Origin of the sequence: Pseudomonas sp. HY2-MNA-CIBAN-0224 (genome assembly GCF_040310285.1) — a bacterium.
GTDB classification, from domain to species: Bacteria; Pseudomonadota; Gammaproteobacteria; order Pseudomonadales; family Pseudomonadaceae; genus Aquipseudomonas; species Aquipseudomonas helleri.
Window position 1 is genome coordinate 1 of sequence record NZ_JBEOPQ010000774.1, and the last position, 249, is coordinate 249.

1 protein-coding gene is annotated in these 249 nt (G+C 47.8%); it reads right to left on the reverse strand.

The features are described from left to right. Positions 1–196 (reverse strand): ABC transporter permease (locus AAEZ03_RS28415; protein WP_350583306.1); only part of this gene is annotated, 196 nt, incomplete at its 3' end. Positions 197–249 lie beyond the last annotated feature (53 nt).

The following is a 249-nucleotide window of genomic DNA, read 5'->3' on the forward strand; positions in this document are numbered from 1 at the left end:
TCCCTGGCAGACTGACAATACCAACCACCAGCATAGAGTTTAGCGTTGGGGTCATGCCATTAATAATGGCGGCTCTTATCTGCTCATGCACAGCTTCGAACGGGCTGGCAGAGAGACTCAACATCGTTTCAATACGTCCTTGCTGCTCATGAAAGGCCTCAATCAACTGGTTGCTGGTCAAGGAGATGGCGGTCAAAGAATTGCCTAATATTAAGCCTAATATGGGAATGACGAATTGCGGTGTATACC